The following is a 13,169-nucleotide window of genomic DNA, read 5'->3' on the forward strand; positions in this document are numbered from 1 at the left end:
CCGATCCGGTGTCGATAGCGCAGTATTTATGTCCTTTTTGGCACTTCCCCGAAACTTTCGGTAAACCGTGATCCTCTATGCCGTCGGGCGTGCCGAACTCGATCAACGCCGCGCGTCATTCGCCCGTCCCGCTTCGGCTGCTGCTCGGGCTGAGTGAAAGCCCCGATGAGGCGCTGTGGAGTCGGGTTCGCGCGACGCAATTGTTCGCCGGACGCCGCTTGGTGCTGCTGCTGCTCGCGGCCAACCTGCTCGGCGCCACGGTGGTGGCGCAATTGTTTGTCGATGCGGTCCCGCTGCGCTGGCTGATCGGCTGGTGCGTGGCAGTCACCATCGTCTCGGTGGTGGTAACGGTCCGGCGGCTTCGTACCGAGCAGTTCCAGGAAGGCGTCGCCACCCTCAATGACCTGCACGTGACGGCAATCGAGGGGCTGGCGCTTGCCGGCACATGGAGCGTCGCGCCGCTGATCTTCGCCAATGGGGCGGATGCCGCAACGCAGCTGGCGCTATGGACGGTGCTTTGCGTGCTGATGACCGCAGCGGCGGTGGCAATGGCGCCGCTGTTGCTCGCCGCGCTGAGCCTCATCGGCGGACTGGCGATTGCGGTGGCGTTGTCGCTAGCGATGAATCACGCATACCTGCCAGCCGTGGCGACGCTGCTGTTCGCCGGCTTGCTACTGGCAAATTGCATCACCCGCGCGCGCACGCTCGTAATGTGGCGCCGATCCGAGCTGACCCTGTCAGACCGCGACGAGACGGTCAGCCTGCTGCTCGGCGAACATGAAGACAGCGCGTCCGACTGGCTGTGGGAATGCGACGCCCAACGCCGGCTGTGCAAGGTCACCCCGCGGTTCGCCGCGGCGCTCGGTCGTACCCCGGAGCAGCTGGAGAATATGCCGCTGCTCCAGGCGCTCGCCGGCCCGACGTGGGAGGCGGGCACCTTCTCCTCCGGGTTGCGGCAGCTGGCCGAGCGGCTCAAGCGGCGCGAGAGCATCCGCCACCTTTCGCTGCCGGTGTTCGTCGGTGAGGAGCAGCGCTGGTGGGAAATGTCCGCCAGCCCACGCACCGACGAGCGCGGCACCTTCATCGGCTTTCGCGGCGTCGGTTCGGACGTCACCGAGCAACGCGCCTCGACCGACAAGATTAATCGCATGGCGCGGTTCGATGCGCTGACCGGCCTGCCCAACCGGCTCCTCGTCAACGAGGCGCTCGCCGCCGCGCTGGCGGAGGCCGAGAAATGGGGCAGACGCGCCGCCTTCATGATGATCGACCTCGATCGCTTCAAGGCGGTGAACGACACGCTCGGCCATCCGATCGGCGATCGGCTGCTCGGCCGCGTGTCCGAACGGCTGGCGCAATTGATCAGTGACACCGAGCTGATCGGGCGGCTGGGCGGCGACGAATTCGCCGTCGTGGTCAATGACGCCACCGACAGCGCGCGCGTGCGGCAGCTCGCGCAGACGATCATCGACACCTTGTCCAAGCCCTATGAGGTCGACGAGCATACGCTTTATATCGGCGCCTCGGTCGGCGTCGCCTGTTCGCCGCGCGACGGTCGCACCGCGGAAACGCTGATCCGCTCGGCGGACCTTGCGCTGTATCGCTCGAAGGATGCCGGCGGCGGCGTGTTCCATGCCTATGAGCCGCAGCTCCATGTCGAGGCGGAGGAGCGTCGCGTGCTCGAGATCGCGCTGCGCAAGGCGCTCGACAGGGGAGAGCTGCATCTTGAGTATCAGCCGGTCGTCAGCGCCGCCGACGAACGCCTGACCGGGTTCGAGGCACTGCTGCGGTGGCGCAGCGCGGAGTTTGGGCCGGTCTCGCCGATCAAGTTCATCCCGCTCGCTGAAGAGGCACGGCTGATCGGGCCGATCGGTGCATGGGTCGTGCGCACCGCATGCGAGGAGGCGGCGCGCTGGCCAGGCGACACGCGGATCGCGGTCAATGTCTCGCCGGAGCAGCTGCACAATCCCGAATTCGTCACAATCGTCGCACAAGCGCTCGCGACCTCACGCCTGCCCGCGCACCGGCTCGAGCTGGAAGTGACCGAAGGCGTCTTCATGAAGGAAGGCACCTGTGCGGTGCGCGTCCTCGAGCGGATCCTCGATCTGGGCGTGCGGCTGAGCCTCGACGATTTCGGCACCGGCTATTCGTCGCTTGGCTATCTGTCGCGCACGCGCTTCTCGTCGATCAAGATCGATCGCAGCTTCGTCCAGGCCGCGTCGAAGGGCGTTCCCGAAGCGACGGCGATCATCCGCGCCGTCGTGGCGCTCGCAGGCAGCCTCGGCATGGCAACCACCGCCGAGGGCGTCGAGACGGCGGACGAGCTGGCGATGATTCGCGATTTGGGCTGTTCCAAGATCCAGGGCTATTACTACGGCCGACCGCTGCCCGTGGCTGAAGCGCGCGCGGTGGCGACCCGGGCAAAGCCGAACGTCCGCGCCGCTTGAGCTCCAAAGCGCTTGCTCGCCGCAGACTTGTGCAGCGCTGCGTCGCCCGCTAATGGCCAAAATGCTGCAGGGGTGTAGCTCAGTTGGTTAGAGCGTCGGTCTCCAAAACCGAAGGCCCTCGGTTCGAGTCCGAGCTCCCCTGCCAAGCGCTCCACGACATCACCGCACAACATGGCTGGGTTCGATCGGGATGAAAGCAGCCACGGTGTTTCTGATCAGTGCGGCGCTGGTGCTGGCCGGGTGTGACTCCGCTTCGCCGCTGGAGCAGTACCAAGCCGCCAACACCGAAACCCCGTCCGAAAGCCCGGATGCGAAACTCTGCGAGGGCCTGACTACGGCCAGCGAGAGCGGCCATACCTCGATGCGCGCAGCATTCATCTCCGACCCCGAAGGCCGCGACTATGGCGGCGGGGTGATCAACGAGCTGACCCAGGCGGGAAATTATCGCTTCCTGGGGGGCGAGATGGTCGGCAAAACGTGCTATGCTTATGCTGAGGCGCGCGGCGAGCAATGGGGCAAGACCTTCAACCTTGCATGGCGCTGTCCGGTAAAAGTGCTGAGCGACAACCCGACCGAGGCCGGCAAGACCGTGCTCCAAGTCGTCGAGGATCGTGTCTGCGATTACGCGGTCGAACGTGGCGCACCCGCCCGGCGCGAGGTTGAGGTGGAACTGATCCACCAGTGACGCTCGCCGCCCGCGTTTCCGCGTCGGCGCTCTCCCCTTGCCCTTGCACGCCGGTGGCGCTATCTCGCCCAACGCATCCGACAGCGCGGACGGCCGTTAACCGTTTCCCCTCCCGGGGACGCGGTAGAAAGCTTATGTCTCGCTGACGGCAGAATGATTGAAGGCAAGGCACGTGGCGAAAACGTCTCCGATCGAGTTCATCAACCAGGTCCGTACCGAGACCAGGAAGATCGTCTGGCCCACGCGGCGCGAGACGATCATGACCGGCGTCATGGTGATGATCATGACGACGATCCTGGCGCTGTTCTTCCTGGGCGTGGACACGATGTTCAACGCGATCGTCAACGCGCTGCTCAGCCTGGCGAAGTAAGGGTTCAAGTCATGGCACGCTGGTACATCATCCACGCCTATTCGGGGTTCGAGGGCAAGGTTCGCGACTCGATCATGTCGGAAGCGACCCGTATGGGCCTCGATCAGCTGGTCGAGCAGATCGAAGTGCCGACCGAAACGGTGCAGGAAGCGCGCCGCGGCAAGAAGATCCAGGTCGAGCGCAAGTTTATGCCCGGCTACGTGCTGGCCAAGCTCGACATGACCGACCAGGTCTATCACCTCGTCAAGAACACGCCGAAGGTGACGGGCTTCCTCGGCTCGTTCGGCAAGCCGCAGGCGATCAGCGAGGCGGAAGCCACGCGGATGCTGAACAGCAAGGAAGAAGCCGCCGCCGCGCCGAAGACGAAGGTGAAGGTCGATTACGAGATCGGCGATTCGGTAAAGGTGCTCGACGGCCCGTTCGCGAGCTTCAACGGCACGGTCGAGGAACTCGATTTCGATAAGTCAAAGGTCAAGGTCTCGGTCTCGATCTTCGGCCGCGCGACGCCGGTGGAACTCGACTTCGAGCAGGTCGAACGCAGCAAGTAAGCAGTTCGGCGGACGGGCCACCTCCGGTCCGTTCGTCCCGAGTCATCGAGGTTGCCGAAATGACGTGTCGAGGGGCCGCCCAAGGCGGCGCGCCTCGATCGGGGTAACCCAGCCTATCTGCGCAATCGCCGTTCCACCCACGGCCGCACCACCAGCGCATTCACGTCGACCAGGGCGTGGAGCAGTGCAACGACCCACAGCAGCCCGGTCGCCAAATACAGCCATCCAAGCACCGCGCCCACTACACCTACAGCCAGCATCCCGCCGCGCCCCTGGTATTGGTGAGCCAGAGTGAACAGCCCCCAGCCGACGACGCACCCGATCGTGCCGCTGCCCGACACGATTGCCGCTAGCAACGGCACGAGCAGCCGAAAAAACAGCTCCTCGCCGACGCCCGCCGCAGCCGATAGCAGCAACGCGGCTGCAATCTCGGGCCGCGTGCGCACAATCGCGGGCGAGCGATAGGACGGGCCAAGGAGCCGCCACCCGCGCCACGCCGACAGCGCGACGAGCAGCGCACCGAGCGCGAACCCGCCCCCGATCGCCCCAGCGTAAATCCACAGCTCATCGAAACCGATCGGTGCCACCCCGATCCTCGCCGCGGCGGCGCGCAACTCAGATGGCAACGCCAGCACGGCGTCGAGCCGCCCGAGCAGCGCGAGCGCGATCAGCGACGTCGCGCCGTACATTACGAAAATGCCCGTCGCCCAGGCTGTGGCGTTGCGCCGGCGCGATGCGAAGGGGCCGCGCAAGCGCTCGGCCACCAACGCCGCCAGGCTCCGCCCGCGCCACCAGCCATGCGCGACCATCCCGATCGCGGCGACCAGCAGCGCGGCGGCAAGCCCAATCACGTCACGTCACGTCAGAGGCGGTGCTCGCCCTTCACCCAGCGCACCGTGCCGGACGAGGCGCGCATCACGACACTCTCGGTGGTCATGATCTTGCCGCGGCGCTTCACGCCCGCGAGCAGCGAACCGTCGGTCACGCCGGTCGCTGCGAAGATGCAGTCGCCCTTCGCCAGTTCCTTCAGGTCATATTGCTTGTCGAGATCGGTGATGCCCCACTTGCGCGCGCGGCCGCGCTCGTCCTCGTTGCGGAACAGCAGCCGCCCCTTGAACTGGCCACCGACACAGCGCAGCGCCGCGCACGCCAGGACGCCCTCGGGCGCGCCGCCCGATCCCATGTACACGTCGATCGTCGTATCGGGGTTGGTCGTCGCAATGACGCCCGCGACATCACCATCGCCGATCAGCACCACACCGCAGCCGATCGCACGCAGCTCGGCGATCAGCGCCTCGTGGCGCGGGCGATCCAGCACGCAAGCGATGATCTCGCGCGGCTCGACGCCCTTCGCGGCGGCGATCGCGTGCACGTTCTCGGTCGGCGTCTTGTCGAGGTCGATCACATTGGGGGGAAAGCCCGGTCCGACCGCCAGCTTGTCCATATAGACGTCCGGCGCGTTCAGGAGGCAGCCCTGCTCGCCGATTGCAAGCACCGCCAGGCTGTTCGGCCCGGCCTTGGCACAGATCGTGGTGCCTTCGAGCGGATCGAGCGCGATGTCGATCTTTGGGCCGGTGCCTTGGGCCGAGCCGACCTTCTCGCCGATGAACAGCATCGGCGCCTCGTCACGCTCGCCCTCGCCGATCACCACGGTACCATCGATCTCGAGCGTGTTGAGCGCCTCGCGCATCGCCTCGACCGCCGCGGCGTCGGCCGCCTTCTCGTCGCCGCGACCGATCAGCGACGACGCGCCGATCGCTGCCGCTTCCGTCACACGCACCATTTCGAGCACGAGGACGCGATCGAGCACCTTACTGGCTGTCGGCATTATATCCCCCAAAAAGCCTTTATTTGAGCGCCGCGATAGGCGGCTCCCATTGCGGTGTCGAGACGGCGCTTGCCGCTGCAGCATGGTGGCGCAACAAAGGACATATGGCGAAGCTGAAGGTCTATCGCACGCCCGCGGGGTTCTACGACGCCTATGTCGCGGCGCCGAGTCAGAAGGCAGCGCTCGCGGCATGGGGCAGCGACGCGAACCTGTTCACGCGCGGGCTGGCGGAAATCGTGTCCGATCCCGAGCTGACCGCCGAGCCGCTGGCGAACCCCGGCGCGGTTATCCGCCGGATGCGTACTGCCGAGGACGAACCCGAAGCGGCACCGACGACAAAGCGGCCGGGCAAGGCCGCCGCCGCGCCAGCCCCCAAGCGCAAGCCGAAGCCCAAGCCGAGTCGCGCGGCGCTCGACGACGCCGAGGCGGCAATCGAAGCGGCCGAAACACGTCAAGCGGAGGAGCGCCGCGCTCAGAAAAGCGCGGAGGAAGCACTGGCGGCCAAGCGCCGCGCGCTCGACAAGGCGCACGCCGAAGAGCGCATAAAGTTGGATCGCGCGCGAATTGCCGCACGCGACGATTACGACGCTGCGCTCGACGATTGGCGCGACGACTGAGCTGTCCGGAAGCGGACGGCAAGTGTCCGAAAATGGTCGGTTTTGATCGTTGGTTCTGCCACAGAGCCGTCAACCCAGCGCCAGCGGCGCTCCCGCACGACTGGCCCGCTGCTTGCGTACCGCCTATCGCGCGCGCGCCGGGGGAGTAGTAAAATGCGTTTTGAACTGGCCGTTGGCCTCGCGATCGTGCTCGCGTTAGCGCCGACTGGAGGCGCCGCTCAGACCGTCGATGCAACTGGCCGTACGACTTATGACGCTGCCTTTTTCCAGCGTTTCCAGCCGTCCAATGCACTGGAGATCGTCCGCCGCGTGCCGGGCTTCACGCTCGAAATAGCGCAGGAGGACGTGCGCGGCTTTGGCCAGGCGGCGGGGAATGTCGTCATCAACGGCCAGCGCCCGTCGTCGAAGAGCGACACGATCGACGTCGTGCTCGCGCGCATCCCCGCCAGCCGGGTCGCGCGCGTCGAAATCGGCTCGGGCACGGTGTTCGGCGCCGAATATAGCGGCAAGGCGCAGGTCGTGAACCTGATCCTCACCGGCGGCGGCGGCCTTGCCGGCACCGTCACGGGCAGCCTGCGCCGCCAATTCGACGGCAAGCTGCTCCCCGAAGGCAGCGTTTCGACCCTGGTTCGGAGCGGCAACTCATCGTTCAACGCGGCAATCGGCATCAACAACAACCAGAGCAGTGAAGAAGGGTTTGACCGACTGAGCGCGCTGCCGTCCGGCGAGCAGATCGAATTTCGCCGCAAGTTCAACGATATCGCCGATCCTAACGCCTTCGCCTCCGGATCATGGGACTATAAGGCATCGCAGTTCGAAACCGCGCGCTTCAACGCCCGCTATGCATTCGACCGCTTCCGACTGGACCAGACCAACGACGTATTCCTGGCGAGCGGCGTGGTGCGTGACGATCGTCTCAACCAGCGCTTCCACTTCGACGAATGGGAAGTCGGCGGCGAGGTGCAGCGACCGTTGATGGGCGGTGGGATCAAGCTGATCGGCCTCGCCACGCGGCGCGATCGCATCAACCGCGAGCTATCGCTGCTGCGCGTGGACAGCGAGGTGATCGACGGCTTCGAGCAGCAAGTGCGCAGCCAGCGCGACGAAGCGGTGCTGCGCGGCCTGTGGACTCGACCCGATCTTGGCGCGTGGTCGGTGGAAACCGGGATCGAAGGCGCCATCAATCGGCTGCGCAGCAAGGTCGACCTGTTCGGGATCAACAGTAGCAACGTGCGCACCCGCATCGACCTGCCAATCGACGACGCGATCGTCACCGAATATCGCGCCGAGGGGTTCGCCAATGTCAGCCGATCGGTGACGCCGAAGCTGCGTGTCGACCTTGCGCTCAACTACGAAGCCTCGCGGCTGACGGTGGCGGGCGATGCGGACGCCGAGCGCTCGCTCCAGTTCTTCAAGCCGAGGGCCAATGTCGATTGGCGGATCGGCGATGGCTGGCGGGTGCAGGCGTCACTCGCCCGGACAGTGGCGCAGTTGCAGTTCGAGGATTTCATCGGGGCCGCCGAACTGGCGAACGAGCGCGTCAACGGCGGCAATGCCGAGCTGCTGCCGCAACGCTCATGGGAAGCGCTGGCGACGATCGAGAAGCAAGTGCTCGGCGACGGCCAGATCAAGGTCGAACTCGGCTATACCAGGACCGCGCTGGTGCAGGATCGCGTGCCGACGCCCGAGGGATTCGATGCGCCGGGCAATCTTGGCGACGGCACCAGCAAGATCGCCCGCGCGACCTTCGATATCCCGGTCGCTCGGCTGGGCATCAAGGGCGGGCGGATCTCGGGCCGGCTGTCGTATGTCGGCACGTCGGTGCGCGATCCCTACACCGGACAGGACCGGCCCTATTCGGGCAATTCGCCGTTCGTGTACGAGGTGAATTGGCGGCAGGATCTCGGCTCCTTCGCCTGGGGGTTCGGCCTTGAGGGCGAGGACGCCTCCACCACTTTCCGCCAGAACGAGCTCGACACCTTCTATCCGGGCAATCCGTACATCACCGCCTTTGCCGAATATCGCCCCACGCCCAGCACGACGGTGACGTTGAGCGTCGACAATCTCGGCGACATCGCATCCGGCCGCGGCCGCCTATTCTTCGCTCCCGACCGCCGCACCCCAGCGCCGTTCCGGATCGAGGAGCGCCGGCGCAACCAGCACATCGTGCCGTATCTGACCGTGAAGCATAATTTCGGCTGACCGTCAGATCCTCCCCGAGCGAAGCTCGGGGAGGGGGACCGCCCGGCGCAGCCGGGTGGTGGAGGGGCCGAGCTACGCTCGGGATGGTCGAGGAGTGACTTAGCGGGACCGTTTCGCCCGGCCAGTCCCTACACCACCAGCCTGCGGCTGGCGGTCCCTCTCCCCGTTTCCGGGATGATCTGATAGCCGCACCACATGCCGCCCGCTGCCCTCCTTCCCGCCTTCGCGCCGTGGCTCGACCTTGCTGGCCTCGCGGTGTTCGCCGCGTCTGGCGCGCTCGCCGCCGCGCGGCGTGGCCAAACGATGGTCACGCTCGTCTTCTTTGCGCTCGTCACTGGGGTCGGCGGCGGCACGGTGCGCGATCTGCTGATCGGAGCCCCGGTGTTCTGGATCGTCGACAGCCGTGCGGCATCGGTGTGCCTCGTCGTGGCGCTGGTGATCTGGGTAACGCCTGAGCGCTGGTGGCGCGGCGCGGCGCTCGACTGGTTCGACGCGGTCGGGCTGGCGGCTTATGCCGTCTATGGCGCAGCCAAAGCGCTTGGCCATGGCGTGCCGCCAGTGCCGGCGTTCGTGATGGGCGTGCTCTCGGCCTGCGTCGGCGGGATCATCCGCGATGTGCTGGCGGGCGAGCCATCGATCCTGATGCGACCCGAGCTGTACGTCACCGCCGCCGCGCTCGCCGCGGCGCTCTACGTCGGGCTGAGCCTCCTCGGTCTGCCGAGCGCCGTGGCGGGAGCGGTTGCCGCTGCGGCAGGATTTGCGCTGCGCGCCGCGGCGCTGCGGTGGCAGCTACGCTTGCCGGCCTATCGCGGGCGGCGCTGAAAGCGCTTAGCCCCGCACGACGCCGACATCCGCGAACCGCCGCGGCTCGATCGGCGGGATGGCGCTGTCGTTCAGCTCGCATTGCCAGAAGCCGACGTCGATCCAGCGCCCCTGCTTGTAGCCGATCTCGCGATACAGGCCCGCACGGCGGAAGCCGACCGCCTCATGCAGCGTGATCGACTTGTCGTTGGGCAACGCGATCACGCCGATCGCCTGGGTGAAGCCCTGCGCGCGCAGCGTATCGACCAGCGCTTCATACAGCAGCCGGCCGACGCCCTGCCCCTGCACCGAGCCCGACATGTAGATCGAGGTCTCGACGGCATAGCGATACGCCGGCCGATCGCGGAAGCGACCGGCATAGGCGTAACCGACCACCGCCGCGTCGCCCTCTGCGCCGGATGTCGCGACCAGCCAGGGATACAGCCCCTCCCCCGCCGCCATACGCTGGCGCATCTGCCGCGTATCGGGCGCCTCGCTTTCGAACGAGACGGTGCCGGAGAGGACGAACGGCGCATAGATGGCGGCGATCGTTGCAGCGTCGTCGGGCGTGGCAGCGCGGATGTCGATCATGGCGTTCCCTTGAGTGACCCTGCGTTTTGGTGACGCAGGGGAGTAGCGATCAGCGCTGCACCGCCACGATCAGCCCGGTCACTTCCGTACCGCGCAGCGTGCCGCGAAGCCGGGCGCGGCGCGGCGGCGTGCCGGGCGTCGCTTGCGTGCCATAGACGCTCAGCTCGCCGCCCCCGTCGCTGCGGCAGCGCACGTCGAGCGATTGCACGTCGGCCAGTCGCGCCGTCATCCGCCGCGCCTCGGCGAGCGAGCCGGGATCGATCGTCCGCCCGGCGATGGTCAGCCGATCCAGCACCACACCCGTCCCCGCCAGCGGCGCAGCCGTCAGCTGGATTTCATAGGCCTCCGCCGCGCACGTGAACCTGCCCGTCAGCGTGCGCGGCGACGCCGGCTGCGTCGCGGACGGCGCCGGCACGGGCGCCGGTGCGGCCTCCGGTGCTGCCTGCAGCAGCGCCAGGGCCAGCACCGCGATCACAATCCGAGGCGCGCCAGCAGTGCGTCGAGCAACCGCCCGTCGCCGTCCGCTGCCTTGACCGGCCCGAACCCACCGCACTCCAGGCAACGCGCCTGGATGCCGCCACCCAGCATCAGCCGCCGCACGTCACCCAGCGCCTTGGCGAACATCTGGCGCTGCTCCCAGGCAATCCGCGCCAGCGCATCACCCGGCGCTGCCGCGTCGTCCTCATCGCTTCGGCCGATCTGGCGCGCGAGTTCGGCCGCCCAACCGGGCTTTTTCTCGAGATACACCGCCTTGGCCGTGGCTGGATCGAGCTTCGCGCGCTTCGCCGCCTCGGCAACCGCATCGTCGAGCGTGCCAAAGCGATCGACCAGCCCGATCTGCCGCGCCATGCCGCCGGTCCAAACACGCCCCTGCGCGATCTCGTCGACCCGCGCGACTGGCAGCTTGCGCGATCGCGAAACGTACGAGAGGAACTTGGCGTAGCCGTTTTCGATCGACGACTGGATCAATGCGTCGGCCTCGGGATTGGTACCGCCAAGCACGTCGGGCTGACCAGCAAGCGGGGTCAGCTTCACGCCGTCAGTCGTCACGCCGATCTTGGCGAGCGCGTTCTCGAATGTCGGGATGACGCCGAAGATGCCGATCGATCCGGTGATGGTCCCTGGCTCGGCGAAGATCACGTCGCCCGGCGTCGAGATCCAATACCCGCCCGACGCGGCAAGCCCCCCCATCGAGACGACGATCGGCAGCTTGCGCCGCTTCGCCTCGAGCAGCGCGGTACGGATCTTCTCCGACGCCGCGACCGATCCGCCCGGCGAGTCGACCCGCAGAACGAGCGCCTTCAGCTTCTTCTCGGCGAGTCCGTCGAGAATGTACTTGGCGATCGTATCGCCGCCCGCGCTGCCCGGTGACGCCTTGCCGTCGACGATCTCACCGGCGACGGTGACGATGCCGATCTCGCCCTCGGGCGGCAATGGGTTTGCATCGACATAGGCATTGAGCTTGATGCGCTTGAACCAGCCCGCCGGCTTCGCACTGTCGCCGCCCGCGATCTCGGCGACGCGGCGACCGAAGGCGAGGCGATCGCCCAGCTTGTCGACGATGCCGGAGGCAAGGTTCGCCTGGCCGATGTCGCCGTTTGCGGTGCGGACGATCTGATCGGGCGCCGTCAGCCAATTGGCGATTTGCGCTTTCGGGCGGGTGCGGGCGACCGCTTCCTTCCACTGATCGAACAGCGCGCCGTAAAGCGCGGTCGAAGCTTCGCGCGACTCCGGGCTCTGGTCGGCGCGGGTATAGGGCTCGACCGCCGACTTGAACTTGCCGACACGATAGACGTGCGCATTGACGCCGAGCTTGTCGATCAACCCCTTATAATACAGTTGCGTACCGCCCGGCCCGCGGAAGAACGTGCCGCCCATCGGATCCATCCAGATCTCGCTCGCCGCGGCCGCCAGGCGATAGCCGCCGTCGGTGTATCCGGTGGCATAAGCGAGCACTGGCTTGCCCGATTGCCGCACGCGCACCAGCGCATCGGCAACCTCGCCGAGCGCAGCGGGATAGGCGCCGCCGAAGCGATCGAGATCGAGCACGATCGCCTTGACCTTTTCATCGTCCTTCGCCTTGTCGATCGCGCGGACCACGTCGCGCAGGCGATATTGCTGGCCCACTTCCTGTCCGGTGGCGAAGGCCAGCGGCGGCGCTTCTTGCGGCTGCTCGACGATCGGGCCGTTGAAATCGAGCACCAGCGCGCCGTCCTTGATCGCGGTGGGGCTAGGCCGGCTGTTGAGCGCGGCGAACAGCAGCGCGAAGAATAGCAGCATCGCGACGAGCACGAGCGCATCCTTGATGCCGACCAGCAGTTTCCAGGCGCCGCGTACCAATTTCATTATGTCGTCCTGCGTTTCGGCACCGTTTTAGCCGAAGGTGTATGGCATGAGCAATACGGCTATTGTGCGACGAAGGCGTTCGCCGCGCGATCCTTCCGAACGCGGTCCGCGGGGAACATCGTGCCGTTCATCGCGATCCACACGCCGGCTGGCGCGACCTGCGCGGCGGCGAACGCCATGCCCAGGTTGAACGTCGCATCGCTCTCCGCGAACCGCGCCGGCGCCAGCGCGCCGACGAGCACGATCGTCTTCCCGCCGATGCCGGCGAGCGCCTGCGCGGTCTGCGTCATCGTATCGGTGCCGTGGGTGATCACGATCCGCCGCTCGGGCGTATCCGCAACCGCGCCAGCAATGTGGCTGCGGTCGGCATCGGTCAGCTCGAGACTGTCCTTGCGCATCAGCTCGACCAGCCGGAACGGCATCGTCACCCGCGCGATCTGCAGCAGGCTCCCGACGACGCTGTCGCCGATCTGATACGTGCTCAGCGCATCGAAATAGAGTTTGTCGATCGTCCCCCCCGTGGTGAGGATCAACACGCCATCGGCGGTCGTACCGGCCACGTCAGGCAATGCGCGACGACCGCGTGCCGTCGCTCTGTCCTGCAGCGGCTCGGCAATTCGTCGGCACTCGTGGTTCGTCGGCTCGTGAAACCGTCATCAAGTCTCTCTTCCGCGCCAGACCGCGCGCTCTCGGCGCCTTGGCAACAGCGAGACAATCACGCCAGCAGTTTCCACGTC

13 protein-coding genes and 1 tRNA gene are annotated in these 13,169 nt (G+C 66.8%); 8 read left to right on the forward strand and 6 right to left on the reverse strand.

The window, feature by feature from the left end; all coding sequences use genetic code 11:
• Positions 1-89: 89 nt before the first annotated feature.
• The 5 genes from LLW23_RS05910 to nusG all read left to right on the forward strand — a co-directional run bounded on the left by LLW23_RS05910 (position 90) and on the right by nusG (position 4,047).
• Positions 90-2,444, forward strand: a complete 2,355-nt coding sequence (locus LLW23_RS05910; RefSeq protein ID WP_228947842.1) for a putative bifunctional diguanylate cyclase/phosphodiesterase — start codon at positions 90-92, stop codon at positions 2,442-2,444.
• Positions 2,445-2,512: 68 nt separating this feature from the next.
• A tRNA-Trp gene (locus LLW23_RS05915) sits at positions 2,513-2,589 on the forward strand.
• A 60-nt stretch (positions 2,590-2,649) separates the two neighbouring features.
• The gene (locus tag LLW23_RS05920) at positions 2,650-3,129 is read left to right on the forward strand and encodes a hypothetical protein (RefSeq protein ID WP_228947843.1); all 480 of its coding nucleotides are present in this window, start codon (positions 2,650-2,652) and stop codon (positions 3,127-3,129) included.
• 172 nt (positions 3,130-3,301) lie between these two features.
• Positions 3,302-3,499: a preprotein translocase subunit SecE gene (gene secE / locus LLW23_RS05925; protein ID WP_228947844.1), complete on the forward strand. Its 198-nt coding sequence runs from the start codon at positions 3,302-3,304 to the stop codon at positions 3,497-3,499.
• A gap of 11 nt (positions 3,500-3,510) precedes the next feature.
• Positions 3,511-4,047: a transcription termination/antitermination protein NusG gene (gene nusG, locus LLW23_RS05930; RefSeq protein WP_228947845.1), complete on the forward strand. Its 537-nt coding sequence runs from the start codon at positions 3,511-3,513 to the stop codon at positions 4,045-4,047.
• Between the two features lie 113 nt (positions 4,048-4,160).
• Here the strand turns inward: nusG and LLW23_RS05935 are convergent, their stop codons facing one another.
• On the reverse strand, positions 4,161-4,898 hold the full coding sequence (locus LLW23_RS05935) for a CPBP family intramembrane glutamic endopeptidase (protein ID WP_228947846.1): 738 nt from the start codon (positions 4,896-4,898) through the stop codon (positions 4,161-4,163).
• A gap of 11 nt (positions 4,899-4,909) precedes the next feature.
• The gene (glpX, locus tag LLW23_RS05940) at positions 4,910-5,875 is read right to left on the reverse strand and encodes a class II fructose-bisphosphatase (protein WP_228947847.1); all 966 of its coding nucleotides are present in this window, start codon (positions 5,873-5,875) and stop codon (positions 4,910-4,912) included.
• A 104-nt stretch (positions 5,876-5,979) separates the two neighbouring features.
• Here glpX and LLW23_RS05945 point away from each other — a divergent pair, with 104 nt between their 5' ends.
• The 3 genes from LLW23_RS05945 (at position 5,980) to LLW23_RS05955 (ending at position 9,516) form a co-directional block, all read left to right on the forward strand.
• The gene (locus LLW23_RS05945; RefSeq protein ID WP_228947848.1) at positions 5,980-6,492 is read left to right on the forward strand and encodes a hypothetical protein; all 513 of its coding nucleotides are present in this window, start codon (positions 5,980-5,982) and stop codon (positions 6,490-6,492) included.
• A gap of 153 nt (positions 6,493-6,645) precedes the next feature.
• Entirely contained in the window at positions 6,646-8,694 is a 2,049-nt protein-coding gene (locus LLW23_RS05950; RefSeq protein ID WP_228947849.1) for a TonB-dependent receptor domain-containing protein, read from the forward strand.
• Positions 8,695-8,889: 195 nt separating this feature from the next.
• Positions 8,890-9,516, forward strand: coding sequence for a trimeric intracellular cation channel family protein (locus tag LLW23_RS05955; RefSeq protein ID WP_228947850.1), 627 nt, complete (start codon positions 8,890-8,892; stop codon positions 9,514-9,516).
• A gap of 6 nt (positions 9,517-9,522) precedes the next feature.
• Here the strand turns inward: LLW23_RS05955 and LLW23_RS05960 are convergent, their stop codons facing one another.
• The 4 genes from LLW23_RS05960 to LLW23_RS05975 are packed head-to-tail and all read right to left on the reverse strand — an operon-like array spanning position 9,523 to position 12,992.
• Positions 9,523-10,086, reverse strand: a complete 564-nt coding sequence (locus LLW23_RS05960) for a GNAT family N-acetyltransferase (protein ID WP_228947851.1) — start codon at positions 10,084-10,086, stop codon at positions 9,523-9,525.
• A gap of 49 nt (positions 10,087-10,135) precedes the next feature.
• Positions 10,136-10,561: a hypothetical protein gene (locus LLW23_RS05965; protein WP_228947852.1), complete on the reverse strand. Its 426-nt coding sequence runs from the start codon at positions 10,559-10,561 to the stop codon at positions 10,136-10,138.
• The gene (gene sppA, locus LLW23_RS05970) at positions 10,558-12,432 is read right to left on the reverse strand and encodes a signal peptide peptidase SppA (protein WP_228947853.1); all 1,875 of its coding nucleotides are present in this window, start codon (positions 12,430-12,432) and stop codon (positions 10,558-10,560) included. Before sppA ends, LLW23_RS05965 begins: the two co-directional genes overlap by 4 nt.
• Before the next feature lie 59 nt (positions 12,433-12,491).
• Positions 12,492-12,992, reverse strand: coding sequence for an asparaginase domain-containing protein (locus LLW23_RS05975; RefSeq protein WP_228947854.1), 501 nt, complete (start codon positions 12,990-12,992; stop codon positions 12,492-12,494).
• Positions 12,993-13,169: the final 177 nt, after the last annotated feature.

Origin of the sequence: Sphingomonas radiodurans, from assembly GCF_020866845.1 — a bacterium.
Classification (GTDB): domain Bacteria; phylum Pseudomonadota; class Alphaproteobacteria; order Sphingomonadales; family Sphingomonadaceae; genus Sphingomonas; species Sphingomonas radiodurans.

What these genes read in the sequence shown, in the direction of transcription:
- nusG (WP_228947845.1), top strand. Translation starts at nt 3,511, where the DNA reads ATGGCACGCTGGTACATCATCCACGCCTATTCGGGGTTCGAGGGCAAG.
- glpX (WP_228947847.1), bottom strand. Translation starts at nt 5,875, where the DNA reads ATGCCGACAGCCAGTAAGGTGCTCGATCGCGTCCTCGTGCTCGAAATG.
- LLW23_RS05945 (WP_228947848.1), top strand. Translation starts at nt 5,980, where the DNA reads ATGGCGAAGCTGAAGGTCTATCGCACGCCCGCGGGGTTCTACGACGCC.
- LLW23_RS05950 (WP_228947849.1), top strand. Translation starts at nt 6,646, where the DNA reads ATGCGTTTTGAACTGGCCGTTGGCCTCGCGATCGTGCTCGCGTTAGCG.
- LLW23_RS05955 (WP_228947850.1), top strand. Translation starts at nt 8,890, where the DNA reads ATGCCGCCCGCTGCCCTCCTTCCCGCCTTCGCGCCGTGGCTCGACCTT.
- LLW23_RS05960 (WP_228947851.1), bottom strand. Translation starts at nt 10,086, where the DNA reads ATGATCGACATCCGCGCTGCCACGCCCGACGACGCTGCAACGATCGCC.
- sppA (WP_228947853.1), bottom strand. Translation starts at nt 12,432, where the DNA reads ATGAAATTGGTACGCGGCGCCTGGAAACTGCTGGTCGGCATCAAGGAT.